Origin of the sequence: Knoellia pratensis, assembly GCF_042666395.1 — a bacterium.
GTDB lineage: Bacteria > Actinomycetota > Actinomycetes > Actinomycetales > Dermatophilaceae > Knoellia > Knoellia pratensis.
This window is the reverse complement of sequence record NZ_JBHTDJ010000003.1, coordinates 41,499-67,881: the sequence shown is the minus strand read 5'-3', so window position 1 is coordinate 67,881 and position 26,383 is coordinate 41,499. Positions and strand designations below refer to the sequence as shown.

General features: G+C 68.6%; 30 protein-coding genes. 14 read left to right on the top strand and 16 right to left on the bottom strand.

Going from position 1 to position 26,383, the window contains the following annotated elements:
• The first annotated feature begins 45 nt into the window (after positions 1-45).
• The 7 genes from ACFQRE_RS10110 (at position 46) to ACFQRE_RS10080 (ending at position 6,180) form a co-directional block, all read left to right on the top strand.
• Complete coding sequence (locus tag ACFQRE_RS10110) at positions 46-960, top strand: universal stress protein (RefSeq protein ID WP_380121820.1); 915 nt, start codon at positions 46-48, stop codon at positions 958-960.
• A gap of 8 nt (positions 961-968) precedes the next feature.
• Positions 969-1,595 (top strand): hypothetical protein, encoded by a 627-nt coding sequence (locus ACFQRE_RS10105; protein WP_380121818.1) that lies wholly within the window; start codon positions 969-971, stop codon positions 1,593-1,595.
• Between the two features lie 120 nt (positions 1,596-1,715).
• Positions 1,716-3,266, top strand: a complete 1,551-nt coding sequence (locus ACFQRE_RS10100) for a glycoside hydrolase family 3 protein (protein ID WP_380121816.1) — start codon at positions 1,716-1,718, stop codon at positions 3,264-3,266.
• 88 nt (positions 3,267-3,354) lie between these two features.
• Positions 3,355-4,173: a PIG-L deacetylase family protein gene (locus ACFQRE_RS10095; RefSeq protein ID WP_380121814.1), complete on the top strand. Its 819-nt coding sequence runs from the start codon at positions 3,355-3,357 to the stop codon at positions 4,171-4,173.
• A gap of 34 nt (positions 4,174-4,207) precedes the next feature.
• Positions 4,208-5,437: a pyridoxal phosphate-dependent aminotransferase gene (locus ACFQRE_RS10090; RefSeq protein WP_380121812.1), complete on the top strand. Its 1,230-nt coding sequence runs from the start codon at positions 4,208-4,210 to the stop codon at positions 5,435-5,437.
• A gap of 3 nt (positions 5,438-5,440) precedes the next feature.
• A complete protein-coding gene (locus tag ACFQRE_RS10085) occupies positions 5,441-5,833 on the top strand; it encodes a FluC/FEX family fluoride channel (RefSeq protein WP_380121810.1) in 393 nt (130 codons plus the stop codon).
• On the top strand, positions 5,830-6,180 hold the full coding sequence (locus ACFQRE_RS10080; RefSeq protein ID WP_380121808.1) for a fluoride efflux transporter FluC: 351 nt from the start codon (positions 5,830-5,832) through the stop codon (positions 6,178-6,180). Before ACFQRE_RS10085 ends, ACFQRE_RS10080 begins: the two co-directional genes overlap by 4 nt.
• A gap of 153 nt (positions 6,181-6,333) precedes the next feature.
• Here the strand turns inward: ACFQRE_RS10080 and ACFQRE_RS10075 are convergent, their stop codons facing one another.
• The 7 genes from ACFQRE_RS10075 to ACFQRE_RS10045 form a co-directional block, all read right to left on the bottom strand.
• Positions 6,334-6,660 carry a hypothetical protein gene (locus ACFQRE_RS10075; RefSeq protein WP_380121806.1) on the bottom strand — a complete coding sequence of 109 codons (327 nt, stop codon included), beginning with the start codon at positions 6,658-6,660 and terminating at the stop codon, positions 6,334-6,336.
• 43 nt (positions 6,661-6,703) lie between these two features.
• Positions 6,704-7,078, bottom strand: a complete 375-nt coding sequence (locus tag ACFQRE_RS10070) for an MmcQ/YjbR family DNA-binding protein (protein WP_380121804.1) — start codon at positions 7,076-7,078, stop codon at positions 6,704-6,706.
• A 148-nt stretch (positions 7,079-7,226) separates the two neighbouring features.
• The gene (locus ACFQRE_RS10065) at positions 7,227-8,762 is read right to left on the bottom strand and encodes an HNH endonuclease signature motif containing protein (protein WP_380121802.1); all 1,536 of its coding nucleotides are present in this window, start codon (positions 8,760-8,762) and stop codon (positions 7,227-7,229) included.
• Between the two features lie 314 nt (positions 8,763-9,076).
• Positions 9,077-9,553, bottom strand: coding sequence for a hypothetical protein (locus tag ACFQRE_RS10060; RefSeq protein ID WP_380121800.1), 477 nt, complete (start codon positions 9,551-9,553; stop codon positions 9,077-9,079).
• The gene (locus ACFQRE_RS10055; protein ID WP_380121798.1) at positions 9,550-11,265 is read right to left on the bottom strand and encodes a hypothetical protein; all 1,716 of its coding nucleotides are present in this window, start codon (positions 11,263-11,265) and stop codon (positions 9,550-9,552) included. Before ACFQRE_RS10055 ends, ACFQRE_RS10060 begins: the two co-directional genes overlap by 4 nt.
• Positions 11,266-11,373: 108 nt before the next feature.
• Positions 11,374-13,110: a S8 family serine peptidase gene (locus tag ACFQRE_RS10050; RefSeq protein ID WP_380121796.1), complete on the bottom strand. Its 1,737-nt coding sequence runs from the start codon at positions 13,108-13,110 to the stop codon at positions 11,374-11,376.
• 103 nt (positions 13,111-13,213) lie between these two features.
• The gene (locus ACFQRE_RS10045; protein ID WP_380121794.1) at positions 13,214-13,726 is read right to left on the bottom strand and encodes a hypothetical protein; all 513 of its coding nucleotides are present in this window, start codon (positions 13,724-13,726) and stop codon (positions 13,214-13,216) included.
• 95 nt (positions 13,727-13,821) lie between these two features.
• Here ACFQRE_RS10045 and ACFQRE_RS10040 point away from each other — a divergent pair, with 95 nt between their 5' ends.
• The gene (locus tag ACFQRE_RS10040; protein WP_380121792.1) at positions 13,822-14,172 is read left to right on the top strand and encodes a hypothetical protein; all 351 of its coding nucleotides are present in this window, start codon (positions 13,822-13,824) and stop codon (positions 14,170-14,172) included.
• A 48-nt stretch (positions 14,173-14,220) separates the two neighbouring features.
• Here the strand turns inward: ACFQRE_RS10040 and ACFQRE_RS10035 are convergent, their stop codons facing one another.
• The 3 genes from ACFQRE_RS10035 to ACFQRE_RS10025 all read right to left on the bottom strand — a co-directional run bounded on the left by ACFQRE_RS10035 (position 14,221) and on the right by ACFQRE_RS10025 (position 17,800).
• Positions 14,221-15,480 carry an acyl-CoA dehydrogenase family protein gene (locus ACFQRE_RS10035; protein WP_380121790.1) on the bottom strand — a complete coding sequence of 420 codons (1,260 nt, stop codon included), beginning with the start codon at positions 15,478-15,480 and terminating at the stop codon, positions 14,221-14,223.
• 37 nt (positions 15,481-15,517) lie between these two features.
• On the bottom strand, positions 15,518-16,843 hold the full coding sequence (locus ACFQRE_RS10030; RefSeq protein ID WP_380121787.1) for an acyl-CoA dehydrogenase family protein: 1,326 nt from the start codon (positions 16,841-16,843) through the stop codon (positions 15,518-15,520).
• 183 nt (positions 16,844-17,026) lie between these two features.
• Complete coding sequence (locus tag ACFQRE_RS10025) at positions 17,027-17,800, bottom strand: helix-turn-helix domain-containing protein (protein ID WP_380121785.1); 774 nt, start codon at positions 17,798-17,800, stop codon at positions 17,027-17,029.
• Between the two features lie 115 nt (positions 17,801-17,915).
• Between ACFQRE_RS10025 and ACFQRE_RS10020 the strand changes: the two genes are divergently transcribed.
• Positions 17,916-18,278 carry a DUF1330 domain-containing protein gene (locus ACFQRE_RS10020; protein WP_380121783.1) on the top strand — a complete coding sequence of 121 codons (363 nt, stop codon included), beginning with the start codon at positions 17,916-17,918 and terminating at the stop codon, positions 18,276-18,278.
• Between the two features lie 25 nt (positions 18,279-18,303).
• On the opposite strand, the gene ACFQRE_RS10015 is transcribed toward ACFQRE_RS10020, so the two are convergent.
• Positions 18,304-18,984 carry a hypothetical protein gene (locus ACFQRE_RS10015; protein WP_380121780.1) on the bottom strand — a complete coding sequence of 227 codons (681 nt, stop codon included), beginning with the start codon at positions 18,982-18,984 and terminating at the stop codon, positions 18,304-18,306.
• A 47-nt stretch (positions 18,985-19,031) separates the two neighbouring features.
• Between ACFQRE_RS10015 and ACFQRE_RS10010 the strand changes: the two genes are divergently transcribed.
• Positions 19,032-19,199: a hypothetical protein gene (locus ACFQRE_RS10010; RefSeq protein WP_380121778.1), complete on the top strand. Its 168-nt coding sequence runs from the start codon at positions 19,032-19,034 to the stop codon at positions 19,197-19,199.
• Between the two features lie 69 nt (positions 19,200-19,268).
• Here ACFQRE_RS10010 and ACFQRE_RS10005 read toward each other — a convergent pair whose 3' ends face one another.
• The 3 genes from ACFQRE_RS10005 to ACFQRE_RS09995 form a co-directional block, all read right to left on the bottom strand.
• Complete coding sequence (locus ACFQRE_RS10005) at positions 19,269-20,138, bottom strand: dimethylarginine dimethylaminohydrolase family protein (RefSeq protein ID WP_380121776.1); 870 nt, start codon at positions 20,136-20,138, stop codon at positions 19,269-19,271.
• A 125-nt stretch (positions 20,139-20,263) separates the two neighbouring features.
• A complete protein-coding gene (locus ACFQRE_RS10000) occupies positions 20,264-21,073 on the bottom strand; it encodes a 2-oxo acid dehydrogenase subunit E2 (protein WP_380121774.1) in 810 nt (269 codons plus the stop codon).
• Between the two features lie 9 nt (positions 21,074-21,082).
• Positions 21,083-22,093, bottom strand: a complete 1,011-nt coding sequence (locus tag ACFQRE_RS09995) for an aldo/keto reductase family protein (protein ID WP_380121772.1) — start codon at positions 22,091-22,093, stop codon at positions 21,083-21,085.
• A 152-nt stretch (positions 22,094-22,245) separates the two neighbouring features.
• Here ACFQRE_RS09995 and ACFQRE_RS09990 point away from each other — a divergent pair, with 152 nt between their 5' ends.
• A complete protein-coding gene (locus tag ACFQRE_RS09990; protein WP_380121770.1) occupies positions 22,246-22,689 on the top strand; it encodes a ferritin-like domain-containing protein in 444 nt (147 codons plus the stop codon).
• Positions 22,690-22,793: 104 nt separating this feature from the next.
• On the opposite strand, the gene ACFQRE_RS09985 is transcribed toward ACFQRE_RS09990, so the two are convergent.
• Entirely contained in the window at positions 22,794-23,795 is a 1,002-nt protein-coding gene (locus tag ACFQRE_RS09985; protein ID WP_380121768.1) for a hydroxyacid dehydrogenase, read from the bottom strand.
• A 42-nt stretch (positions 23,796-23,837) separates the two neighbouring features.
• Here ACFQRE_RS09985 and ACFQRE_RS09980 point away from each other — a divergent pair, with 42 nt between their 5' ends.
• The gene (locus ACFQRE_RS09980; RefSeq protein ID WP_380121766.1) at positions 23,838-24,623 is read left to right on the top strand and encodes a sugar phosphate isomerase/epimerase family protein; all 786 of its coding nucleotides are present in this window, start codon (positions 23,838-23,840) and stop codon (positions 24,621-24,623) included.
• On the top strand, positions 24,620-25,144 hold the full coding sequence (locus ACFQRE_RS09975; protein ID WP_380121764.1) for a hypothetical protein: 525 nt from the start codon (positions 24,620-24,622) through the stop codon (positions 25,142-25,144). The genes ACFQRE_RS09980 and ACFQRE_RS09975 overlap by 4 nt, the downstream gene beginning before the upstream one ends.
• A 74-nt stretch (positions 25,145-25,218) precedes the next feature.
• Here the strand turns inward: ACFQRE_RS09975 and ACFQRE_RS09970 are convergent, their stop codons facing one another.
• On the bottom strand, positions 25,219-25,818 hold the full coding sequence (locus ACFQRE_RS09970) for a hypothetical protein (RefSeq protein ID WP_380121762.1): 600 nt from the start codon (positions 25,816-25,818) through the stop codon (positions 25,219-25,221).
• A 28-nt stretch (positions 25,819-25,846) separates the two neighbouring features.
• On the opposite strand from ACFQRE_RS09970, the gene ACFQRE_RS09965 reads away from it, so the two are divergent.
• Positions 25,847-26,254, top strand: coding sequence for a winged helix-turn-helix transcriptional regulator (locus ACFQRE_RS09965; protein ID WP_380121760.1), 408 nt, complete (start codon positions 25,847-25,849; stop codon positions 26,252-26,254).
• Positions 26,255-26,383 lie beyond the last annotated feature (129 nt).

The following is a 26,383-nucleotide window of genomic DNA, read 5'->3' as shown; positions in this document are numbered from 1 at the left end:
CCCGAACGTACCCCGCAGGCGTGACCCATGGGTATGGTCGCGGACATGGACGAACGTGAAGGTGAGGCCATCCCCGACGGCGCGGTTGTGGTCGGCATCGGGAACAGCGACCGGGACGCCGAGACCCTGACCTGGGCGGGGAACTCGGCCCAGCGTTCGGGCAGCCCGCTGCACATCCTCCATGCCCACGACCTGAGCGCCGAGATGGCTGCGATCGACCCGGTCGCGGGCAACGCCATCTCGCTGGGCCCCGACGGCGACCTCGGCAACTCCGGACTGCTTGGCGAGACCGTGGCCAGCGCGCGCGAGCGGTGGCCCGACGTGGCGGTCAGCGGGAGTCAGCCGTTCGTCCGGCCGGAGCGGGCGCTCATCGACGCCTCCGAGAACGCGCGGCTCGTCGTCGTCGGCGCGGCGCGAGTCGGTGCCCTGAAGCGCCTCGGACTCGGACGGCCCTCGCTCGCTGCCGCGATGCACGCGAAGTGCCCCGTCGTGATCGTTCCGCAAGGATCGCGCGCCGACGCCGACGGACCGGTGGTCGTCGCCATCGACGGATCGACCCACAGTGCGGCTGCGGCCGACCGCGCTTTCTGGATCGCCGAGCTCCGCCAAGCACCGCTCACCGCCATCACGACCTGGAACGTCGAGGTCGTCGACGGCCTCGTCGTCACGACGCCGGGAACGGACGCCTGGAACGCCACCGAGGCGAAGTACCGCGCGATCGCCGACAAGGTCATCGAGCCGCTTCGTGCCAGCCACCCCGCCGTCCGTTGCACTGTCGAAGTGCTGCGCAACTCTCCCGCCAAGGTCCTCACGGAGCGATCGATCGATGCTGGCCTGATCGTCATGGGCACGCGCGGACGGGGTGGTTTCGCGGGCATGTTGCTCGGCTCGGTGAGCCAGCAGGTGCTCGAGACGGTGAGTTGCCCGGTCATGCTCGTTCGCGCGACCCCGGACAGCTGATCCCACCCGTGTCCTCGCGCCGCGATCGCTTCGAAGGACACATCGCCGGCGTCGGCTCCACGTCTGGGGTGCGCGTCGTTGTGGGCCATTGGCACGACACACCCCTCGGGCCGTTCACGGACGCCATGGTCGAGACAGCCTCGGGGCACCGCGTGCTGTTGGCCCCGAGCGACGAGGTCGCGTCCTATGTCACGGCGACCTACTCGTTCGACGAGATCCGCGTGGAACCGTTGTCCTGCAACGCTGCCGACCTGTCGTGGTCGCTGCGATCGGCCACGCTCTCACTCGACTTCACCACCGGAGCGCGTATGCCGCTCGGCTGGCTGTTGCGCACCGTTCCCCGTGCGCTCGGCGCGAGCTCGACGTGGGCCCGGGTCGTTGACCCTGTCGCCCGGGTGGTGCTCCCGGGCGTGCGCACCGTCGGCGTGGCTCGTGGAGGGCGCCGCGAGTTCTATGGTGCGACCGACCTGCGCCGGATCACGTCGGCCAGTGGCACGTTCGACGGGCAGGGGTTGGGCTCGTTGGCGGACATCGACCCGCCCTGCCGCTTCGGATTCTCGTCAACGCCTCGAACGCCGTCGGTGACCACGGTGGTCACGACCGTGCTCACCGAGGTGCGAGGGACGCGAAGATGAGCGGACGGCATACCCCTAGCGGTATGCCGCTCGTCCAGCGCAAGGACGTCCACAGCGCGGACCACTCGAGCCACGCTCTTCGACACCACGAGAGCGCCGCCAACTGATAATTTTGCGCCGGTGACCGGCACCGCGAACTCAGCCCGCTCTTCCCACCGCTCCCCCGACCTGCGCGCCCTGGCTCTTGCCGTGCTGCAGCCGGGCTTCGTCGGCCTCACCCCTCCGGACTGGGTGCTGCGGGAGTTGGATCTGGGGCTGGGGGGCCTGGCCCTGTTCGCGCGCAACATCGACACCCTTTCGCAGGTGGCCGACCTCAGCGCCGCAGTGCACGCCGCCCATCCCCGCGCGCTGATCACCATCGACGAGGAGGCCGGGGACGTCACCCGGCTGGAGCACTCGACCGGCTCCTCCTGGCCGGGCAACCTGGCACTCGGTGTCGTCGACGACGTCGCACTCACCGAGTCGGTCGCGCGAGAGATCGGCATGATGCTCAACAGCGTGGGCGTCGACCTCAACTACGCGCCCGTGGCCGACGTCAACAACAACCCCGCCAACCCCGTCATCGGAGTGCGCAGCTTCGGCGCCGACCCGGCGCTCGTCGCGCGGCACACCGCCGCGTGGGTTCGGGGGCTGCAGTCGGCCGGAGTCCTCGCGTGCGCGAAGCACTTCCCGGGGCACGGGGACACCGCCACCGACAGTCACCTCGACCTGCCCGAGGTCACCGTCGAGGGCCTCGAACTCGTTGCCCTGGAACCGTTCCGGGCCGCCATCGCGGCCGGAACCGCCTCGATCATGAGCGCCCACATCGTCGTGCGCGGACTGGACGACGGTCCCGCCACCCTGTCTCACCGAATCCTCGTGGACCTACTGCGCACGCAGCTCGGATTCCAGGGCATGGTCCTGTCCGACGGGATGGAGATGGGCGGCATCACCGGTTCCATGAGCTTGGCCGATGGCTGCGTGCGGGCCGTTGCCGCGGGCGTCGACTCGCTCTGCATCGGCGGCGGACTCGCCGGCGAGGAGACGGTCCTCGAGGTCGCGGATGCGCTCGTCGCCGCAGTGCATGACGGCCACCTCGACGAGTCGCGCCTTGCGCAGGCAGCGCAGCACGTGACGCTCGCCGCCGACGAGCGAGCCCGACTCCGCCAGGCAGCAGCAGGGGAGGTCGCCGCCGCATCCTCAGGCGCCAGTCACAACGCAGCCGGGGTCGAGGCCGCACGCCGAGCGATCGTCGTGCACGGCCCGCGTCGCACGATCGAGATGGACGAGCCACCCACCGTCATCGAACTCGGCGCTCCGAGCAACATCGCCGTCGGTGACGAAACGCTGACCGGCATCGCGACTGCCGTGGCGGGGCGCTGGCCCGGGACGAGGACGACCGTGGTGATCAGCGAGCGCGAACTCGTCGACGCCCTGCCGACCGCAGACGGCCACACCCTGTGGGTCTCGGTCCGCGACCCACACCGGCACGGCTGGATGGCCCCGGCGCTGGCAACTCTGCTCGCGGCCCGCCCGGACGCGGTCGTCATCGACACCGGATGGCCCGGTTGGACAGCCCCCGCGGGCACGACCGACGTCGTCACGCACGGTGCGGCAAGGGTCACCGCCGAGCAGGTGGTCCACCTCCTCGTGGGCGAGAAACCGCAACCTCGACCCGGATTCCACGAGTAGCCGCTCGACCCGACGGCCCCAACCTCGGAAGATCGCTCGCGCAGGCCGACCGGCTGACATCTCGCCACCGCGGGGAGAAGATCGAGTCATGGTCACGTTCGCGGCCGTGTTCGCCCACCCTGACGATGACGCCTACGGCATCGCCGGCACCGTCGCGCTGCACGCCGACGACCCCGACTTCCGGTTCGTCCTGATCCACGCGACCGACGGTGAGGGCGGCGACATCCGCCCCGGCTTCGACGCGACGCCCGAGACCCTCGGTGCCATCCGGCGTGCCGAGGACGAAGCGGGGTGGCGGGCCGTGGGGCGCCCGCCCGACCGCCACGAATGGCTGGGCCATCCCGACGGCGGCGTGGACGGCGTTCCTTTCGCTGAGCTCGTCGACGCCATCTGGGCCGTCCTCCAGGAGGAGCGCCCGACGGTGGTGTGCACCTTCGGACCGGACGGGATCTTCGGGCATCCCGATCACGTCGCCGTGGGCGCCGCCACCGACGCGGCCTTCGCCCGTGGGGTCGCCGACGGTGGACCGGGATTCTGTCGTCTGGTCCACGGGGTGATCCCCCAATCGGTCTTCGAGCGGTGGAACGCCCAACGGGCCACCCTTGGCCTCCCGGTCTTCGACCCCACGGCGATGTATCACATGCGCGGCGTGCCGGACGAGACCATCGACATCGAGGTCGACACCGGATCGGTGGCGCACCGCACCGTCGCCGGGCTCCTCGAGCACCGCAGCCAGCACCACGTCATCTTCGACCCACCCATCGATGTCGACAGGTGGCAGCGGGTCGTGACCCGCGAATGGCACACCATCGCCTGGCCGCCTGCCGATCGCGGGGCAGCCCGCCTCACCGACGTCTTCGACTGCCTCGACACCACAACACAACGCACGCCACGACGAAACAGGTGAGCGGGCGGCATACGCCGTCTGCAAGCATGCCTGCATGCGCCCGATCGTCCAGAGCAAGAAGCTGCAGCACGTCCGCTACGACGTGAGGGGGCCGATCCTCGTCGAGGCCCAGCGGCTCGAGGCCGAGGGCCACAAGATCCTCAAGCTCAACATCGGCAACACGGCACCGTTCGGCTTCGAGGCTCCCGAGGCGATCGTCGCCGACATGATCCACAACCTGCCTGATGCGCAGGGCTATTCGGACTCGCGCGGCATCTACTCGGCCCGCACCGCTGTCGCGCAGTACTACCAGGCGCGCGGCCTCACCGACACGGTCGTCGACGACGTCTACATCGGCAACGGCGTCTCCGAGCTGATCTCGATGGTGCTGCAGGCGTTCGTCGACGACGGCAACGAGATCCTCATCCCGGCGCCGGACTACCCCCTGTGGACCGGAGCGGTCTCCCTGTCCGGTGGGACGCCCGTGCACTACCGCTGCGACGAGGAGAACGGGTGGAACCCCGACCTCGACGACATCGAATCCAAGATCACGCCCAACACCCACGCCCTCGTCGTCATCAACCCCAACAACCCAACGGGCGCGGTCTACAGCGAGGACATCGTCAAGGGCCTCGTCGACATCGCCCGACGTCACAACCTCGTCCTCATGGCCGACGAGATCTACGAAAAGATCCTCTACGCCGACGAGGCCGTCACGCCGGTCCACCACCACGTCGCGACCTATGCCGAGGACGACGTCCTCTGCCTCACCTTCAGCGGGCTGTCGAAGGCCTACCGCGTCTGCGGCTACCGCGCCGGGTGGGTCATGGTGTCGGGGCCCAAGCACATGGCCGAGGACTTCCTCGAGGGCCTCACACTGCTCGCCAACATGCGCATGTGTGCGAATGTGCCTGCGCAGCACGCGATCCAGACGGCGCTCGGCGGCTACCAGTCGATCAACGAGCTCATCGTCCCGGGCGGGCGCTTCTTCGAGCAGATCAAGCTGGCGAACCGTCTGCTCAACGAGATCCCGGGCGTCTCGTGCGTGGAACCCCAGGGCGCGCTCTACTGCTTCCCCAGGCTCGACCCGGAGGTCTACCCGATCACGGACGACCAGCAGTTCGTCATCGACCTTCTGCGAGCCAAGAAGATCCTCGTGACCCACGGGACGGGCTTCAACTGGTTCGAACCCGACCACTTCCGGCTCGTCACGTTGCCGGACGCCGAGGTGTTGACGGAAGCGATCGGCCGCATCGCGGAGTACCTCGAGACCATCCGCCGCTGATCGATGACGCTTCGGTCGCGTGACCTCGCGCTGGTCGCCGTGGGCGGTGCCCTCGGCGCGATCAGCCGGTATGCCGTGGGCACTGCCGTTCCGCACCCGGGCGCCGGTTGGCCGTGGGCGACGTTCTCCGTCAACGTGATTGCGTCGTTGGCCATCGGGGTGTTGGCCGGTTGGGCGTACTGGCGACACGCGTCTGATTGGGTTCGGCCGTTGCTCATGTCGGGCTTCCTCGGTGGGTTCAGCACGTATTCGGCGTTCGCGGTCGACACGGTGGTGCTGACCGAAGGGGGGCACGGAGGTCTCGCCGCGGCATACGTGGTCGTCACGCTTGTGGGGTGTGTTGGCGCGGTGGGCGTGGGAACCGTTGTGGCACAGACGCTTTGGCGGCAGTCATGACTGCGTGGGTGCTCGTCGCCCTTGGTGCAGCGGTCGGAGCGCCTCTTCGGTATGCCGTGACGCAGCTCCTCCGGGATCGCGGGGCCACGACCCACGCCGGGACTCTGATCGTCAACGTCGTCGGCTCGCTCGTGCTCGGGCTGCTCGCCGGTGCCGGTGTCGAGGGCAACGCGCTGGCCGTGATCGGGACAGGCTTCTGCGGCGCCCTCACGACGATGTCGACGCTCGCACTTGAGGTGTGGGACGCGATCATCGAACGGCGCACGCCTCACGCCGTGTCCACGCTCGGGCTCCACCTCGCAATCGGCCTCGGCGCCGCCTGGCTCGGCTGGGCACTCGCGAGTTGAGCGGGACCGGTCCCTCAGCCAGGTGTCCGGGACGGGAAGAGATCAGAAGACGGTGAGCTGCAGAACTGCGTAGCCTGCGAGCACGCCGACGATGCCTGACAGCAGCCCGATGCACCAGGCCGGGATGGTCGTGCGCGGTGACCGAGCGATCACTCACGCCAATCCGCTCGAGACTGCGATGCAGGTCAGAGGGCCAAAGGCTGCAGCGCGCGCCAGGGCCCCGCGGTCCAGCTCTCCGAGATCCTGGCCCGTGATCCCGGACGTGAGGTCCACAACAGCACCGAGGAACAGGGCAAAGACGAAGGTCAGTGCCATCAGGGCCACCGCCCCGACCACTCCGAAGGCCGCGCCCCACCGAAGAGCAACCAGCCCTCGACCGATCCTGCCCGCTGCGATGGCGAGCCCGACGGCAGCGAACCCGACACCCAGCAGTCGCTGGTTGCGGGTCCAGCTCATCTGGAAGAGCGGCGTGGCGTTCACGCCCCGAATGTAGGTCACTCGAACGGTTCGGTCCGAACGATCGTCAGCTGGGGCGCGGAACCTGCTCGGCGAGGGTGGTTGGCGCCTGGATGCAGTAGGAGTCGGTGAGCAACTCGGCCAGCTCCTCCCAGTCGGTGTCCTCGTCGACCAGCAGCCCGACGACGTTGCCGCCCCAGTTCGCCTTGAAGTAGGGCGTACCCATGTGCTCGAACGCGACGACCTCGTCGGGTTCCGCCCGAAAGGTGATGCGGAACAGTTGGTCCTCGCCGCCGAAGATGTGCGCGATGGTGGCGGCGCGCACCTTCCAGGCCATCCCGATCCACGCGTCATGCTCGCGGACCTCTGGGAAGGCGCTGAGGATCTCGGAGATCCGCTCGATCCACTCGACCGGGACCAGCGGTCGCTCGACTGACGCCATGCGCAGACTCTAAATCGAGGCTCCGACAGGGATCGGCGCTGGCTCAGGTGGTGTGCGTCCGTTCTTCGTCGAGCATGGTGGCGAGGGCGTCGTCGATCTCTGCCTCGCGCCGTGCAGATTCGTCCTCGTCGGCTTCGGCCTCGATGATTCATTGGTCAACCCATTCGGCGACGACGTCGTCGGGTGGTTCGTTGACCCAGGGGTCGGGTGGGCCGGTGTCGAGGCGGGCGCGTTCGGCCGCCCGCTGCTGCGTCGTGGCAGGCTGCGTCGCCTGCTCGCGCTGGATCTTCTTCAGAAGTGCGGGCAGCTCACGGTCGTACGAGCCCGGCGTCAGGTCCCACGTCACGCAGGACCCGGTCTCGTCAGGTGGGTGAACTGTCGCGATGAGGCGCTGGTCATGGACCTGGGTGTGGTGGCGTTGGCACAGCAGGGCCGCGTTGGCCAGGTCCGAGGGGCCACCGTCGACCCAGTGGATGAGGTGGTGGGCTTGGACCCACCCGGCGGGCATGTCACAGCCCGGGTAGGTGCAGGTGCTGTCCCGGTGCCACAACGCGCGGCGTTGCCCCCGGGTGAACAACCGGACCCCACGACCCACATCAAGGATTTCGCCGTCGGAGCCCAGAACGACCGGGATGATGTCGGCGTCACACGCGAGCTGTCGCACGATCGCCGGGGACAGCATCGTGGCCTGAGCCCGCGACACCATCACCCGACCACACCCTTCACCTGAGCCGGCGGAGTCAGCGTCGACTCGAGTCTCAGCGGCGGCGGGGGCGTCAGCCTCCGCGTCACTGTCGGCGTCGGTGTCAGCCTCGGGGAAGTGGGCGAGCAGGTCGTCGAAGTCGATGTTCACGTGCAACGTCGTCGACGCCCCACCCGGTGCACTCTTCGCTGCGGCGTCCTCCCCGGCGACGCGACCACACACCGCAGCCAAGGCTTCCGCACGGCGCTGCTCGGCCGGGCGAAGATCCTTCTCCCCGGTGACGTCGTTCGGGGCCGGCTTCGACAACGGCCCGATCACCGCTTCCAGGGTCGCAGCCTGCTGCGGCGTCAACCCCAACCGGTACTCCGTGATGTCCGCGTCATTGACCCGCGGCGAAGTCAGGTACGCGGCCTTGCGCAGCTTCCTCTGCTCGTCGTCGAACTCACCCTCCGCACCGAACATCGCGATCAGGTGCGGGCGCAACCTGCGGGCGTCCGCAGACCCCCACTGGACGCCGTGATCCAGGATCGCGCCCGCCACCGTGGGCACGGCCTCCGGGCGCAACTGGTCGGCGAGCTTGGCCATCTCCTTGAGCGCCGTCAACGCCAACCCGGGACCGACCTCCCCGGTGAGCACCCGCCCCCACACGATGCCCTCGGGCCCCTCCGGATCCGCGTACGCCCCTGCCCCGGGACCAGCGGTCGACCACAACCCACCCGGCACCGAACACGCCACATCCTGCGCCAGCTGCGCCAGGTGACCGGCACCGTCCTGCTGCAACGACGGGGCGTGCTCACGCACCCAGGAGTGCACCGACCCCACCCCGCGACGCGCGGACGTGAACTCACCCCGGTGCGCTGCTTCCGCGGTGACGCGCACCTGAGCGGCCCCCGCACGGGCCTTGACGTCATCAGCCAGGCGCATGAACTCGGCCAACTCCGGTCCGCTCAACCGGGCCAACACGTCCCCCAACGGACCCACCCCGCCACCATCGGAAGCCAACGCGTCCCGGGCACCCTCCAACGCTGCGCGCAGTTGCGCGACGTCGGTTGCGGGTGCTTCGTTCTTGCCCTCATTCTCCTAGAACTCACGTTCGACTGTCAAGTATTTTCGGCTACGCTCTGGGCTGAATTCGCCACTCCCACAGGCGAATTCGCGCGCTAGGCACCACAAGGAGACCGGTCGTCAAACCGTGACTTCGACGCTACAACTCGCCACCGACAGGCGAGCGCTGGGAAACTCATCCGCGCGTTCGATGACACCATGCGCCGACTCTGAGGGCGTGCCGATCGGACTCAGGGCTGACCGGAGAGTCGCTCGTGACGTCCACCGCCGGGACGACGTAGGAGGTAGGGCTCGGCCATCGCGCCCACACATCCCACCGCAAAGCCACCGCCCATGACCAGGAAGAAGGCGCTCTCGACCAGTGCGCTCCACCCGGGGGCGTAGACCTCGTCGGGCAGCTGTCCATCACCTTCGTAGAAGACAGGGAACCTCTCGCCGATCTCCTCCCCACCACCCACGATCCGCACGTCGTGGAACGTGTAGCGCCCGTCGTCACTGGTGAAGGTCCCGTAGTAGTCGCAGGTCTTGCCACAACTCTCCTCGGTGACGACGAAGCTGCCGCCGATCCCATGCCCACGAGACGCGGACCAGGCCGGGCCTACCTGGGTGAGTCCGAGCCACACACCGCTGAGACCCATGACGACCCCGACGGCCCGCGCAACCATGGCCAGTCCCTGGCGGTCGTCCTGGACGAAGCCGGGCTTCACGCGAGCCAGTGGGAAAGCCAGGTGGCGGCGAGAGTCAGCATGCCTGCGCCGAACACGAACACCGTCCACGGCAGACCACTTCGCGGCGGTCTCCCGTCCGCCACGCGCGGTGCCGACTCGACGGCGCGCTCGATCGACGCCGCCAGCCCGCGACCGTCCCCATCAGGAGGAACGACCTCCAGGACGCTCTCGTCATCGAAAATCACCAGAGCCACGTCCTCATCGACACGCACCTCGCGTACGGCACCCATCGGGCTCTCCATCGCGCTGAAGACCGATCGCATGGCAAAGCCGCTGCTGGCCACCCGGACCCGGTACGTGAGTTGTTCCAGACCCCAGTGCAGCGCCGTCCCTGCACCGAACACGACGCCGGCCCCGGACACCCCCACTTCCTCATCCCACAGGAGCCACATCCCCACCGAGACGGCAGCGATCGCCGCGGCCAGACCCGCCGCCCTGAGCCACAGCGGAGCCTCGACGACGACCGGGAGCGGCACCGGGATCGTCCCCATGGGAACGGGTTCGGACCAGTCGTGCGGATCCTCGGGGTCACGGTCGAAAGTGTCCAGATCGACCTCGGCATCCTCGGGAAGAGCCACCAGCGGACCGAGGGGAAGCCGCAGCCCGGCCGGTGTCGCCAACGCGACCCACCCGCCGTGGCGGACATCCCCCACGAGGAACGCCTCCGCAGGCGCAGCGACCCGGCGGGCTTCCGGCGTGGCCAGGCGCAGAACCTCCTCGTCGACGGGGAACTCGCCGAGCCCTCGCGACGAGTCGCTCGCCAGGAGCCCGACGAAGTCGAGTCCATCGGTGAAGACCCGCACCGGCACTCCGAGCCGATGATGCTGCCCCTCCAGAGTGCGCCGGCGCACCCGCACCGCCAGCAGCCGCTCGGCAAGCAGCACCGCGAGGAGCAATGCGCCCACCCCAACCGAGACCCACCACGTCTGGTCTGGTGGCTCGGCGATCGGGTGCGTCCACGACGGGTCGCGCGGGTCGACCCGCAGCGCGACAGTGTCATTGACCCGCGGTACCTCGATGAACAGGACCTCCAGCTCGGCCGGGAACCCTTCGGGCCGACCCTCCAGCCGCACCTTCTGGTTGCCGTCCTCGTCCTCGTCGGACAGCACGACCCCCTCGACAACCTGAGCACGCAACGCGTGAACGTCATCGATCGCGACCGCCCGCTGGTAGCCGTAGACCGCCCCACTCGCCACGAGCACCAGCGCCACCCCGCCAGCGGCCATGAGGCGGTGCGCCCCATCGAGGTGCAGTGGGCGCTGTTGACCGACCGGCCACGGCGGCAGTGCGACACTCGCGGCCCGAGCGATCTCGCGCTGGCGAGCGAACCGTGAGCGGAGGTGCACGGCATACGCAACGAAGACCAGAGCGACGACGGTCCAGGCGACGTTCGCCGGACGGACGGTGTCCCACTCCAGGTCCGCGATCGCGAAGAGGACCGCGCACGCCACGGCCACGAAGGGGCGCCACCACAACAGGACCACCGACGCGAAGCACAGGACGATCGCGACCGAGAACGTCAGGTCGGGGCCGCACACCCTGAGGTCGGCGGTCGAGCACGGTTCCGTGTCGCTGGCCACCGACACGACGACCGCGCCCACCCACACGCCGACCAGCACCCAGCGCAGCCAGGGCCGGGGAGTCGCCGCCACCCAGGCGCGCACGCGCTCGTCGGTGAATCCAGAAGTCACCGGCGCAACCTACAGGCGACCGACCCTTCCAAACCCCAAACGCAGGTATGCCGCCCGCTCACGTGAGCGGACGGCATACCTGATGCGTTTGTCAGGTGACAAACGGTGCTACTGGACCACTCCCAGGGCGTTGACGATGCCGTCGCCGTAGAAGGAGTTGAAGTCCGTCGTGCCGACGCACCTCGCCGTGAAGGACGCGTCGCGACCCTCGGGGATGTAGGACCGGACGCCACCCGCAGGGCAGGCGTGGTCGGTGGCCGTGTCCATCAGGAGCGACCTGGTGACGGCCGGGTCCAGGGTGAACGTCGCTGCCGAGGCACCCGTGCCGTGCGCGCCGACCGCGAGAGCTGCGACACCGGCGGCGTGTGGTGACGCCATCGACGTGCCCTGGAACCAGGCGTAGTAGGCGCACATGGCCTTCTGGTCGGGCTGACGACGGCCGGTGCACTGCTTGATGACACCGGCGTCGCGGCCCGGCTTGGTGATGTTGCCGTTCTTGTCCACCTCACCGGACTCCCGGAGCGAGGCGAGCGACACGGACGACAGGATGAGGTTGCCATTGGTCCTGAACGTGTCCGTTCCAAGGCCGTCGCGGTACCAGCCGCCCGGTGCCGACACCTCGATCTCGCCGGAGGTGAGGTCGGTGGCGTAGTTCGAGTAGTCCGACTTCTCACCCGACGGGCCGAGCGCCGACACACCAATGACGTGCGGGCCCTCCACAGGGAGATCCCAGCAGGTCGCGTTGTCGATCGTCCGCGGGTGCTCGGTGCCACCGGGGTAGTCCGGGCTCGATGTGTCGGTCCGGGGGTTGCTGAGGTCGTCGTGGTCGTTGCCGAGAGCAGCGACGAGCGTGACGTTCTTGGAGTCCGCGTAGTCGAGCGCCCGGTTCATCGCCTCGATGATGACGTCCTGCTCGGCCGCCTCCTCGGGGCTGTCCTCCGGTGCACCGCCGGCGCAGTTGTAGAGCCACGGGTCGACGTAGAACGACATGTTGACGACGTCGAGACCGACATCACCGGCATAGGTGAGCGCGTTGGTCACGGGGCCGAGGAAGAAGTAGCCGCTGTCCTGGCCGCCGCGGATGTTGACGATGTCGACGTCGGGGGCGATGCCGGAGAGGCCGAACCCGTTGAGTGCCGCGCCGATCGTGCCAGCGACGTGCGTGCCGTGACCGTTCTGGTCGACGTTGTTGGGGTCGTGGCAGTCCGCGGTGTCGCACGGACCGTCGATGTCGGGCAGGTCAGTGGTGAAGTTGCGCGACAGGGCCGAGTCGAAGTTCGGCGCGAGATCGAGGTGGGTGCCGTCGACGCCGGTGTCGAGGATGCCGACACGGACCTTGTCACCCTTCTCGATGGCGTGGGCCTCGAAGGCGTGCACCATCTTGAGTCCCCACAGGTGGCCGTCGAGCGGGTCGTGCCCCGCCGGCGGGGTGGGCGTTGACTTGTAGGTGCCGTTGGCGCGCGTCTTGTCGAAGACGTGCTCCTTCTCGATCGGGTCCGGACCCTTGGCGCGCACCGGCGAGGTGCCGATGGAGCGGTTGCTGGCAGCACCCTTGACACCGGTGAGGGCACGGGCCTTTGCGAGCAGAGCGGTGGAGCCGTTGACGGTGACGAGGCCGATGGCGGTGTTGACCGACGTGACCGTGCCTCCGGCCTTGCGCAGCGAGGCCGCGATGGCCTTGACATCCGTTCCGGCCTTGGCCAGGACGACAAAACTTCCGGAGCCTGACCCTGCCGTGGCCGGTGCGGCCGCGACCTGGGGGACAGCGGTGGCGGTGGCAGAGCCGGCGATGGCAGCGATCAGTGCCGCGGTCCCGGTCAGGGCCAGCATGCGAGTTCGTCGCATGTGTTCCTCCTCCATGAGGGGTGCGCCTGAGTGCGCGCCTCATCCCAACGTACGGGTGCGACTCGCCCAGCGACACCCTTTTGCCTGATCAAGTCCCTTTTCCTCAGCTCGACGGCTGCTCCCACGTGGCACGCGCGCCCGCGTCGCCGGTGAGGAAGACATAGACGAGCGTCAGCGCGCCCGCGACCACGATCACCACGGGCAGGGCCGTCTCCATCCAGGGCGCCGCCCGCTCCTTCTCGCCTCTCCCGCTTGCGAGACCGGAGGTGCTCCCGAGCAGCACGGCACCGAGCGCGACCACCACGAGGAAGCCGATCGCGACGAGCGACAGCAGCTCGCCGTAGTCCTCGTGCTCGAGGATCGCGGCCCGCACCGGGCTGTCCGTCGGGAGGGACTCAAAGCGGGATTCGAAGAAGTCCTGTCCGCTGAGGCGAGCAACCCAGACGACCCCGGTCGCCACGACCGCCAGCACGACGGCCGGCCACCGGGTGAGGTAGCGCCACCTCGGCATCACCGCAAAGAGGATCGCGGTGAGGGCCGCAAGTGGAGTGAGAACCACCGCCCCATGGACGACGAGTACGTGCGCGGGTAGACCGTTGATGTCGATGATGAGCACCTGCCTGTCGCGCGAACCAGCGATGGGCTCAGTTCTACCCGCCACACGCTTCGAGCACCAGAGGGGAAGCCGGTGCGGGGCCTATGCTTCGCGTCATGCCCAAGCGCCGCCGCTCTGAGCCGATGCCGGACGTCTTCGAGACGTTTGCCCATCGGGTTGATGAGTGCGACGAGCCGAGCGGCCCCATCGACGCCGCGCAGGTCGCCAAGGGTGCCGGGCTCTCACTCGGGCTGATGGTCCTCGCGGCCTTCGGCTTCGTCCTCGGCTTCTGGACGGGAACGCAGAACGAACCCGACCTTGCCTATGACCACCTCGTGTGGGAGGGCGTCATCAAGGTCGGGTTCGCTGCGTTGTGCGGGGTGCTCGCCGCGGCCGTGGTGCTCGCCCTGGCCGCGCTCGCGATCGGTGTGCCGTGGGTCCAGCGCCAGCGCAACCGCGGCCATTGAGTCAGTTCGCGTCCGAACCTCTCACCTCCGGCGGGAATGTTGAGCTGACTACTTGAGCTGGCTCGAGCTCATTCCGAGCAGGCGACGGGCGATGACGAGCAGCTGGATCTGCTGCGTGCCCTCGAAGATGTCGAGGATCTTGGAGTCGCGCGCCCACTTCTCGAGAAGCTCGCGCTCGCTGTAGCCGGTTGCGCCGGCGAGCTCGACACAGGCCAGGGCGACGTTGACGCAGGTGCGTCCCGCCTTGGCCTTGGCCATCGAGGCCTCCATCGAGTTCGGCTTGCCGTTGTCGGCCATCCACGCAGCGCGCAGCGTGAGCGCGTGCGCGGCCTCGTAGTCGGCCTCCATCTGAAGCAGCTTCGCTGCCGCGAACGACTGGGCGTATGCCGGCGTGTCCCAGTCGACCGTGACGCCCGCCTTCGCGAGCAGCTCGGTCGTCGTGTCGAGGCATCCGCGGGTCAGGCCCAGGGCCATGGCCGCGACCAGGGGACGGGTGTTGTCGAAGGTCTGCATGGCGCCGCCGAAGCCGCCCGCGATCTTGATCTCCGGGTCACCGAGGAGGTCGTCGGCGGGGACGCGGCAGTTGTCGAGGTGGAACGCGGCCGTGTCGGAGGCGCGGATGCCGAGCTTGTGCTCGAGCCGGACGAGCTTGAGGCCCGGGTTGTCGCGGCGCACGACGAACGACTTGATGGCCTGTTTGCCGAGGCTCCTGTCGAGGGTCGCCCAGACGACGACGAGCTCGGCACGCTCACCGGAGGTGACGAAGATCTTCTCGCCGTTGAGGACGTACTCGTCGCCGTCCTTGACCGCGCTGGTGCGGATGGCGCCGGAGTCCGAGCCCGTGTCGGGTTCGGTGATGGCCATGGCGGCCCACTTGCCGTCGTAGCGCGCCTTCTGATCGTCATTGGCGACGGCAGCGATGGCGGCGTTGCCGAGTCCCTGGCGCGGGATGGACAGGGTGAGTCCGACGTCGCCGCGGCAGGTCTCGAGGATCGAGAGCACCGAGGAGAGGTTCGAGCCGTTCTTGACCGTCTTGTCCTCGCGGGTGTTGCGACCCGAGCCGACGGCCGCGAGGACACCTTCCTGGTCGTCGTCCTTGGCGCGGGTGGTGTGGGACGCACCAGCCCCCTGACCGGCGCCCGAGGAGCCCATGCCGTCGATCAGGGCGGAGACGAGGTCGAGCTCCTGCGGGTAGGCGTGCTCGGCCAGGTCGTACTTGCGGGAGATGGGGCGGAAGACCTCTTCGGCCATGCCGCGGGCCTGCTCGATGAGCGGGCGAAACTTCTTGGGAACCTCAAGATCGATCACTGCTCGTCCTTTGATTGCTGAGTTCTTGGTATGCCGGTCAGACGAGCAGGGTGCCCTCGAGGACACCCGCTCCACGGAGGTCGCGGTACCAACGCTCGTTGTCGAACTCCTTGACGAAGCCATGACCGCCGAGCAGCTGCACGGCGTGCGAGCCGATCTGCGCGGCATACGTCGCGGTGAGCGCACGCGCCTCGCCGATGACCTGGGCGGCGTCGGTGTCGGCGTCGAGGCGGGCGGCCGCCTTGAGGGTGACGAGGCGAAGACCGTCGAGCTCGACGGCGATGTCGGCGATCATGAAGGCGACGGCCTGGCGCTGGCCGATGGGCTCGCCGAACGCCTTGCGCTCCTGGGCGTAGGTGATGACCTGGTCGAGCACGGCCCTGGCCGTGCCACAGGCAGCAGCAGCCCAGGCGACGCGGGCACGGCGCACGGCGTCACGGTGGTCGTCGGCGGTGCCGAGCAGGTTGGCGCTGGGGACGGTGACATCGGTGAAGATCGCGCGACCGGTGTGGGCAGCGCGCACGCCCATCGCCGGGTCGTCCTCGATCGTGATGCCGTCGCTCGCGGCCTCGACGACAACCAGGCGGGCTTCGCCGTCGACCATCGCGGAGATGATGAAGATCTCGGCCTTGTCGGCGTTGGCCACGATGGCCTTGGTGCCGTTGATGACGAGCGAATCTCCCTGTGCGACAGCGGTGGTCGTCAGGGCGAAGGGGTCGAAGAGCGGCTGCGGCTCCTGGAGGGCCAGGGCTGCGGCGGCCACCGGCTCATCGCCCGTGAAGTGCGGGAGGTAGGTCGCCTGCTGGTCGGCGTCGCCGTAGAGGGCGAGGGCGGTGGCGACGGCGGCGGTGGCCATCTGCGAGACGGCGATGCCCATGTCGCCGCGCGCGAGCTGCTCGAGGACGAGGACGCCGGCGACGGCCGAACGCTCTTCGGCGATGCCGCCGAGCTCCTCGGGCACACCGACGAGCGCGAGGCCCATCTCCTGCATGGCCTCACGGACCTCGTCGGGCACGGCGCGCTCGGCGTCGGCGCGGGACCCGGCCGGCCGGATCACCTCGTCGGCGAGGTCGCTCGCAGCCTGCTGGAGCATCTGTTGGTCTTCGGTCGGCGTGAGGTCGAAGAGACCGCCGCGCTTCGTCGTTGTCGGGCGGGTGGCGTTGCCGGAGCCCTTGGACTTCTTGAAGGCGCGGCCGACAGCGACCTGCGCCTTGAACCCGGAGTGGGCGCTGCGGTTGAGGAGCTTCTCAACGCGGCCACGAACCTTCGGGTCGGCCATGACGGGGAGACCGCCGGCCTTGGAGATGAGACGAAGACCGAGGCGCTGACCCCGGTCGGCGAGGGTGGGTGGCGTCATCGCCATGGTGGGCTTCCCTTCGAGGAAACGTCGTCGGTCACGCACTGGAGCGTTCGAAACTATCCGATACCGCTAGTGCCTGATACCGAGAGTACCGCACACTTGTCACCCGGTAACCAGTTGTGACGAACGTCCGACTGCAGGTCGCAAGCCGTGGGTCAGCAGTCATGGTGTCCGTCATGGGGTCCGTCATGGCGTCGCGAGCGCACGGGTGGCGTCGTCGGCCGGATAGAACGTCTCGATGGCCAGCTCGGACAGGGTCACCTCGTGGGGTGTCCCGAACACCGTGGTCGTGGCGATGAACGACCAGATGTCGTCACCGACGCGCAGTCGCAGCGGGATCACGAGGTCCACGCCCGTCCCGGAAGGGTCCCGCGCCCGACCGAACTCCGCGAGCAGTTCACCCAGCCGAGGGTCGGCCGAGACCTCGTACTCACGGGCGACCCGGGCAAGCAGGTGGTCGCGCCACTGGTCGAGGTTGACGATGCGCGGCGCCAGCCCCCTCGGGTCGAGCGACAGGCGGATGACGTTGACCGGCGGCTCGAGCAGGGCCGGGTCGACGCCCTCGAGGAAGCGGTAGGTGGCGTCGTTGGCCGCCACGAGCTCCCAGCCTCGGTCCAGAACGAGCGCGGGCCACCGGTCGTGCGCGGTGAGGATCTGCTCGATCGCCAGGTTGGCCTGCGCCAGCGAGGGGTCTGTCAGAGCGTGCTCGGGCAGGGTGGGCGCATGGCCCCCAGCAAGCAGGATCGCGTTCTGCTCGCGCGGCGGGACCTGCAGGTGGTCGCACAGGCGCAGGATCATCGTGCTGCTGGGTCGTGACCGGCCGTTCTCCACGTAGCTCAGGTGCCGGGACGACACGTCAGCCCGGTTGGCCAGGTCGAGCTGGGACAGTCGACGGCGCTGTCGCCACGTGCGCAACAGTTGCCCGGCGGTCTCACCCCGGTACCCGGCTGTCTCGCTCATACCTCGACACCGTACTCGGAGGGCGTCTGCGGACCATGACCTCAGAGGTCATCGACGCCATGACCAAGTGGGTCAAGGCTGGTCGCACCACACACCGAACACCAAGGAGTCGACCATGAGCACCACGTCCAGCCCCGTCCCCGCCTACGCCATCGCCTACCTCCGCGAGGTCCGCTTCGGCAGCGAGATCGTCGAGTACCTCGAGCGCATCGACGCCACCCTCGAGCCGTTCGGCGGCCACTTCCTCGCGCACACCTCACCCCTCGTGGGACTCGAGGGCGAGTGGGACGGCAACGTCGTCATCATCGCGTTCCCCTCGATGCAGGCTGCGCGGGACTGGTATGCCTCGCCGGGCTACCAGCAGATCCTGCCGCTGCGCACCGAGCAGTCCGAATCCATCGCCGCGATCGTCGGTGGCGTTCCCGAGGGCTACACGGCCCGGGACGGACTGGCCAAGCTGCTGTCCGAGGTTGCCTGACGCTGCTGGGGTTGCCTGACGGTCGTCAGCCCATCGCGTCCGAGGCCCCGTGCGCCTGTCCGACCGCAATCTCGGTGCCGAGCTCCCACCCATGGGCGAGAGGCAGCGCGTCGCCGCTCCAGAACTTGCCGGGGTCGTACCAGTTCATCGGCGCATCCGGTGTGAGCAGCCCCATCTCCTCGTAGGTGAGCGCGACGACCTCGGCGCAGTAGGCCACTTCCGGCCGCATCGCCTTGAGGTCGAGGTCCCGCTTGGACAGGTGGGCGTCGCGACCAGAGAGCCAGCGCCACGCGAGCCGTCCCGTCGACGGGAAGGAGACACCGTCGAGCCGGGCGATGCATCGCAGAGCCGCATCCTCGTGCTCCTCGCCCACCTCGGGACTGAGCTGCCGAAGCCAGGCCCGCTGCTCATAGGTCTCCTGCCATCGCGTCACCGCGGTGCGCAGGTCGTGCAGCTGGACGCCACGGTGGAAGTCGCCGGTCCACATGTCCTGCAACGACTTCCCGAGCTCGGCGTGCCACAGCAGTGGCGGCAGGTCCTCGAGGACGACCGCCATGCCGACATGGTTGACCGGCGCGTTTGTCGCCGTCTGGATCGCCCGGTCGGCAACGGACCGCCCCCGGAAGATCCAGACGTCGCCGGTGCGGGTCAGCTCGACGGCCTCGTCGAGCGAGAGTCCGGCGGAGGTCTCGTGCGCAAAAGGCATGACCGCAGCGTATGCCGGGTGGCGAGCACCCGGCATACGCTGCGGTCATGCAGTCGAACTGGTGGAAGCTTCTCGGGCTGGCCGGCGTCGCGTCAGTGGTCGCGACCGGCGCGGTCATCGCGCGCAACGAGCGCCAGCGCCAGGCCTACACGCCGGAGGAGATCCGCGACCGCCTTCACGAGCGCCACGCCCGCGCCCAGCAGTCCCGTCCCTAACTCACCCAATAGGACGGTTAGGGACGCGGGCAGGGTGTCCCCAAGCGTCCTATTGGTGGGTTCGGGACGTCAGATCCAGAGGCTGGTGCAGCGGATGTAGCCGCCACCCTTGGCGAGCTCGTCGACGTGCGGGGTGATGACCGAAAGACCGGCGCTCTCGACGTCGGCCCGCAGCTGCGGCGCGCTGTCGCTCATGACGACGGTCGTCCCGGTGGAGACGAGGTTGCAGGCGAAGGACGCCCGTGCCTCGGCCTCGGAGATCTCGATCGTGTCGACGATGTCGAGGTTGGCCAGCAGCTCGCGACTCTCGGCCGTGAAGGCTTCGGGGCAGTACGCGATGAGGCCCTTGCTGGTCGAGTCCGGTTCGCGCAGAACGGAAAGCGTGAGGTCGATGTCGTACCAGTAGCTGTCGGGCCATCCGCTCACCACGTTGATGACGGGCTGGCCGGCGTCGTCGAGCTGCGGAAGCGTCTGCAACTGGATGCGTTCGAGACCGAAGTGCTGGGCGGCATACGCCAGGGCTTCTTCGTCCGAGCGGTAGCCGGCTCCGCAGAACACCAGGTCTCCACAGACCAGAGCATCGCCCTGGCCGCTGAAGCGCCACGGCTGCGGCAGGTCATCGATCTGGTAGCCGAGCTCGGTGAGCTGGGTGCGCGCCCAGGCCTCCTCGGTCTGGCGTGACGGGGGCAGGGTCGCCATGAGGGCGCGGCCACCTCGCACGAGCGCCCAGTTCGCGGTGTAGACGCCGTCCTGGCTCGTCGGGGGCGCCTTGACAGTGACGATCTCGGCGCCCGCGCGGTGCAACGCGTCCTTGATGCCGTTGTGCTCGACCTCGGCCTTGGCCGTGTTCACGGTCGCGCCGTCCTCGTAATAGGGGTTGAGCTTGTGGTCGTTGCCGAAGTAGTGCGCCGACGACATGAGGAGCGTTGAGTTCAGCAATGCCCCACCTCCTGATCCGAACGGACCCAGGGCGTCAACAGGCCGCGCACGACTGGGTCACCCTGCGCGGCCACGCCAGTGTGACACCCACCCGAAGCGAACACACAAACGCGCTGATGCGGTCCTCAGGCGCCGGCTCCGCCGACGGTGTCGAGCTGGTCGGGATGCAGCAGAAGGTCGCGCACGATGCTGACCATCTGCCCCGCGTGCGCACCGTCGACGATGCGGTGGTCCGCGGTCGCCACGAGCACGACGATCGGCCGCGCGACGACCTCGCCGTCCACCACGACCGCCCTCTCCCGGACCCCTCCGATCGCGAGGTAGAGCGGGGTGCGCGCGAAGGGCAGTGGAGCCAAGAACGCCTCCTCGAGCCCGAGCGAGCCGACGTTGGACACGAATGCCGCGCCGAGGGGGAAGCCGGGCTGACCCAGCACCGCCCGCCCCAGCCCTCCCGCGACGAGGCTCGCGACCGCGAGGCCGGGTCGGATCGCCCAGCTTGGTGCCAGCCGCACGATCCCGGAGCTACGACGGTAGGCCGCGTCCTCGTGGGCACGCAGCCGGCCGGCACCCGCGCCGAGGGCCTGGGCCACCTCCAACGGAGTCAACCTGTCCACGTCGTGCACCTTGACCGGCGCCAGGTCGGACCCCTCGTCGATGTCGACGGCGAAACCGATGTCACAGGTGTCGAGATCGACGAGGCGGCCCAGCACGACACGGGCGCGGATCTCGGGGACCTGCCGCAGCGCTCGCCCCAGCGCCGCCCCGACGAGGTGGGTGATGGTGACCCGCTCCCCCGTCTCGGACCGCACGCGCTCCAGATAGGCGAGGGCCGCGGTGACGTCCACCTCCATGCGCGCATAGATCCGGCCGTCCCGCGACGGTCGCCAAGACGCCACCGCGATCTTCCGGCGGATCGAGGTTCGGCGTCGGCTCATCCGACGATCTCAGACGACGCGCTGATGGGGCGCCGTCTCGGCGGTCTTGCCCGGGTCACGCTCGACCACGTCACCGAGGACGTCGTCGATGCGGCCCATGAGTTCCGGCTCCAGCCGCACACCCGCGGCCTTGACGTTCTCGTGGACCTGCTCCGGGCGCGAGGCCCCGACGAGAGCAGCCGCAACGTTGTCGTTCTGGAGCACCCAGGCGACAGCGAGCTGGGCCATGGTCAGCCCGGCCTCGTCGGCGATCGGCTTGAGACCCTGGACCCGCGTGAGGACGTCGTCGTTCATGAATCGCTTGATCATGTCGGCGCCGCCCTTCTCGTCGGTGGCGCGCGAGCCCTCCGGGGGCGCCTGTCCCGGCGCGTACTTGCCGGTGAGCACGCCCTGCGCGATCGGGCTCCAGACGATCTGACTGACCCCGAGTTCCGCGGACGTCGGGACGACCTCGTCCTCGATGACGCGCCACAGCATGGAGTACTGCGGCTGGCTCGAGATGAGCTGGATGTTCAGCTGCTTGGCGAGCGCCACGCCATCGCGGATCTGGTCGGCAGTCCACTCGCTGACGCCGATGTAGAGCGCCTTGCCCTGGCGCACGACGTCGGCGAAGGCCTGCATCGTCTCCTCGAGCGGGGTCTCGGTGTCGTAGCGGTGCGCTTGGTAGAGGTCGACGTAGTCGGTCTGCAGGCGCGTCAGTGAGCCGTTGATCGACTCCATGATGTGCTTGCGCGACAAGCCCGTGTCGTTCTTGCCGCCCGGGCCGGTGGGCCAGTAGACCTTGGTGAAGATCTCGAGGCTTTCGCGCCGCTCCCCCTTGAGCGCCTCGCCCAGAACTGTCTCGGCCTTGGTGTTGGCGTAGACGTCAGCAGTGTCGAAGGTGCTGATGCCCACCTCCAGTGCGGCCTGAACGCACTGCGTCGCCATGTCGTTCTCGACCTGGGAGCCGTGCGTGAGCCAGTTGCCGTAGGTGATCTCGGAGATCTTGAGTCCGCTGTTGCCGAGGTATCGATAGTCCATGCCCCCAACCGTATGCCGGGTCGCCACGGGCGCCGCACGTCACATGCCATTTTCGCAGGTCAGATGCCCTCTTTGGCCCTGCTTGCCCTCGTGTCCGCGTAACGTCGATGACGGACCCCCCTTGGTCCGCACCCCTATGCGAAGGAGCACCCATGTCGGACGACGAGAAGGCCGCCAAGGAACTGGTCGAAACCCTGCGCGACGGCGAGAAAGGCTTCACTGCGGCAGCCGACAAGCTGCGTGACGGCGATCGCCCCGAGTGGGCGACGCTGATGCAGCGCCTGTCCGAGCAGCGCGCGGGCTTCCGCCAGGAGATCGTCGCCCTCGGTCATGAGTACGGCGAGGACGTCGACGAGAGTGGCACCGCTGCAGCCGCCCTGCACCGCGGATGGATCTCGCTCAAGGACGCCCTGACCGGTGATGACGCTGGCGGTGTCCTTGGCGCGGCCGCGACCGGCGAGGACCACGCCGTGTCCGAGTACGAGAAGGCGCTCGAGCAGGACCTCAGCGCCGGGTTCCGTGAGGTCGTCTCCCGCCAGCACCAGGCCGTGGTCGCGGCGCGCGACGAGGTCAAGGCCCTCCAGGCCGCCGACTGACCCAGCTGAACCACGCGGCCGTGGCCGGCGCCCCCTGATGGGAGGCGCCGGCCACGGTCGTTCAGCGTGGGAGGTCAGGACATCATGTCCTCGAGGCGCACGAATCAGGCGGACGAACCGAGTCTGTCCGGGTCAACCGGTGCCGCGAAACGTTGGCCAGCACTCCAGCGCTCGAGCTCGTCGAGGGCGTGATCGACGAGGCGAGCGAGTTCGTCACCCATGGAGCCGGCGAGGTGTGGCGTGAGCAGGACGTTGGGGAGATCCCACAGTGGCGAGTCGGACGCGAGAACGTCGTCCTCGGTGACGTCCAGGACGCCGTGCAACCGCCCGGAGACGAGCTCGTCGGTGAGCGCAGCCTCGTCCACCAGGGCCCCGCGGGCGGTGTTGATGAACACCGCGCCGTCGGGCATGAGGCTGAGCCGCTGGCGGTCGATCATGCCTGCCGTCTCCGGGATGCTCGGCGCGTGCAAGGACACCGTGTCTGCCACGGTCATGAGCTGGTCGAGCTCGACGAGAGTGGCACCGAGACTTTGCGCCTCGGCATCGTCGATGGTCGGGTCGGCCAGCACGACCTCGACGTCGAAGGGCTTGAGGAGTTCGATGACTCGCCGCCCGATGCGCGACGCACCGACGATCCCGACAGTCCTGCGGTAGTTGCCCATGGACGGGTATGCCGCCGCCCACGCCACTTGTCCGCGTATCGCCCGATAGGCGTGACTCACCTCGATAACCCGCTTCTGGGAGAAGAGGATCGCGGCCAGCGTGTACTCGGCCACGGGGAGGGCGTTCTCCTCGACGGCCGAGGAGACGACGATGCCGCGGTCCCAACAGGCCTGGGTGACGTGGTGCTTGACGGAACCGGCGGTGTGGACGATCGCCTTGAGGTTGGGGGCGCGGTCGAGCACTGACGCGTCGACAGGCGGACAGCCCCAGCCAGTGAGCAGCACCTCGACGTCGGTCAGGTCTGGCACCCGGTCGAAGTCCTCCACCACGACGGAGGGGTCGACGTCCGCGAGTGCGGTGAGGCGGTGGGCGACCTCAGGGGTGTAGAGATCGGTCCAGGTCGCCCGCGACATGGCGACGAGGATTGTTGGGCGCCTGCTCATGTCGATCTCCACTCGTGGGTCCACCTGACATCATTCGGTGCCATGAACCGTCGCGACACCTGGTCCGATCATCTCGGACTCTGCTCCGTCACGCTGCGGCACCTGCCCGCGGAGGCTGTCATCGACGTCACGCGCTCGGCCGGACTGAGCCGCATCGAGTGGGGCGCCGACGTGCACGCCCCTCCCACGGATCTGGCTCGAGTGGCAGAGGTGCGCGAACTCACCGAGGCCGCCGGGCTGACCGTGGCGTCCTACGGCAGCTACTGGCGGGCGGGAGTCTCGCCCATGTCCGACCTGGAGTTGCTCATCACGGCTGCCGCGTCGCTCGGTGCGCCACGAATTCGGGTGTGGGCAGGCGAGATCGGGACGGCGCAGGCGGACCGAGCAACGTGGGACGGCGTCGTCGCTGGCCTGCGTGAGGCGTGCGTCGTGGCGCGAGATCACGACATCGAGCTCGCCCTCGAGTTCCACCCAAACACCCTCACTGACAGCGTCGACACCACTCTTGAGCTGCTCGAGCGCGTGGCCGACGACGGGTTGCGCACGTATTGGCAGCCGCGCCTCGACGAGGAGACCGAGCCCAGCGTCGCTGGTCTGCGACGACTCGTTCCGGTGCTCGCCGGCATACACGTCTTCTCCTGGTGGCCGGCCGCGAACCGGTTGCGCTTGGCGGAGCGCACAGAGCTGTGGGCTGCGGTGGCTGACCTGCTCGTCAGGGCGGTGACGCCCTGCGACCTGTTGCTCGAGTTCGTCCCCGACGACGACCAGGACCTCGTCGCCGAGGAAGCCGCCACCCTCCGCGACCTCTTCGCAGCGGCCGTGACGTGATGCGTTCGCGAGACGAACCGACGGTTGTTGGCACGGTCTCGTGGACGATCCACCGGCGGACCGGTCTGCGCGGATTCCTCGCCAGGGCCATCGAGATCGTCGCGGCGTTGATCGCCCTTCGATCGCAGGGTGGCTGGACCTTGTCACCGGTGAACGCACGGGTGCCCACCGACCCGACCATCGAGATGAAGCTGGATTCTCCCCTGGTGCGCGGCAAGGCCTCCTTCATGCCGCGCTACGTGGACGACAACGGGACCTTCATGGCGGTGTATGCCGACCGCGCCACGGTGGCGGTGCCGCGCCGCTTCGAGACCGTGGACGTCGTGGTCCCGTTGTCGGCGTTCGCACCCTTCCACGCGCGATGCCTGTCGGGCGGACGCTTCCCGAAGGCGGCCACGGCCGAGTGGGAACTCGTCCTCGGATCCGATGACACGGGAGAACGCGTCACCGTGACGGCCCCGTGGCTGACCCTGGCATGGCTCGGTCACCTCGGCGGCTGGCCCGAGCCCACGAACTCGTAGTCGCGGCTGTACGAAATGGTGCTGCAGGACGCGCGCCATTTCGCGCGCCCTGCAGCACTGCCGATCACCACCCGTCACATACGGCGGTCGACCGCGATCCAGTTGGTCTCCCAGGTGGCGCCGCCATCGTTCGAGAAAGCCTGAGTGAACGCGGCACGGTTGGGACCCTGGCGCTCGACGATGAACCGGACCTTGATGGGCTGCCCATTCAAGGTGTCGTCGCCATAGAACGTGCCGACGCCGCCGTCGAAGGTGCCGTATACCGACGGGGTCAGCATCCCGTCGCGCAGGTTGGCAAAGGTCGAGCTCCAGCGCTGGGCTCCCGGTTCGAAGAGCCGGAAGTTGAGCCCCTTGACCGTCCCGGCTGGTCCCGTGAGCCGCAGCTCCACGACGTTTGCATTGCCGTCCATGAGGGGTTTCACGACGCTGGTGCCATCGAACTTCAACCACTGGTCCTCGGTCGGCGACAGAGGCTCGGCGAGCACCTGGACGCTGGAGAGCCACGACCCGATCTCCCAGTCGAAGGCGTGTTGGGGGGTGCTCGATCCGGCCTTGCCTGCGACCGCTGAGGTCGGCGCCGCGCTGTAGGTCGCGAACACCACCACCGCGAACAGAGACAGGATCGTGGCCAGGATTCGCTTGCCATGCATGGACATCTTCGAGTGAATTGTCATGACACGACTATCCGAATGGAGTAGGTCGATGGACAAGAAGGCACTTTCAGGTAACCCCTCGGCGTCGCGCCCCAACCCCCTGCCCGGCTGCCCGATGGCCGCCACCTTCGCCGCGGTCGGCGGCAAGTGGAAGCTGACGATCCTCTACTGGCTCGCCCACGGTGAGACCCACTTCGCTGGCCTTCGCCGTCGCGTGCACCCCATCTCGGCGAAGGTGCTGGCCGAGCAGCTGCGCGAGCTCGAGGCCGACGGTCTCGTCCACCGTGACGAGACCGGACCGGTGCCGGCGCCCGTCTTCTATCGGCTGACCGACTATGGGCAGACCGCCCTCCCCCTCGTCGAGGCCGTCCGAGTCTGGGGTGAGGCCCACCTGGACCACACCGGCGCGGCCCACGCCTGCGACAGTCCCCGCGGCTGCGCCGACGAAGTGGCCTAGCTCCGGGTCGCTCGGGACTCAGGTCAGGCCGTTCGTCCAGACGGCCTGATGCCGACCGATGTAGGCAGCAGTGGTCTTCCAGTGGTCCCCGTGCCCGTCGACGTACATCGATGGTCAGCTCCCCGGAAA